Source organism: Armatimonadota bacterium (assembly GCA_029907255.1).
Taxonomy (GTDB): Bacteria; Armatimonadota; UBA5829; order DTJY01; family DTJY01; genus JAIMAU01.
This window is the reverse complement of record JARYMF010000030.1, coordinates 1-593: the sequence shown is the minus strand read 5'-3', so window position 1 is coordinate 593 and position 593 is coordinate 1. Positions and strand designations below refer to the sequence as shown.

The window sequence follows — 593 nt, the reverse complement described above, 5'->3', positions numbered from 1 at the left end:
TACGGGGTCAGATTGCCTAGTTCCTAAACCAGGGCTCACTCGAGCACCTTAGGATTCTCTCCCCGTCTACCTGTGTCGGTTTGCGGTACGGTCACCTGTGGGCCTCACTTAGAGGTTTTTCTCGGCAGCATGCTTAGGGTCAGTTTGTGGGCAGAGCCCTCCCGTTGGTGTCTCGGAGTTATGACCAGGCGGATTTGCCTACCCGGTCCTCCTACGCACTTAGACCGGCAATCCAGAGACCGGCTGACCTTTCACTTCTGCGTCACCCCATGGTGTCTTTGTCGACCCACTGGTGGTACAGGAATATTCACCTGTTTTCCATCGCCTACGCCTTTCGGCCTCGGCTTAGGGTCCGACTAACCCTGAGCAGATTAACTTTACTCAGGAAACCTTAGACTTACGGTGTTCCGGTTTCTCACCGGAATTCTCGCTACTTATGCTGGCATAGTCATTTCCAGGACCTCCAGCGCTTCTCACGAAGCACCTTCGCAGGCAACTGGAACGTTCCCCTACCTCCCATCACCTTGCGGTGACGGGACCGTAGCTTCGGCGGTAGGCTTGAGTCCCGTGAATTATCGGCGCGGAGTCACTTG

1 rRNA gene is annotated in these 593 nt (G+C 55.5%); it reads right to left on the bottom strand.

The annotated features are described in order from the left end of the window. Positions 1-593 (bottom strand): 23S ribosomal RNA (locus QHH26_13630); the annotation flags it as partial.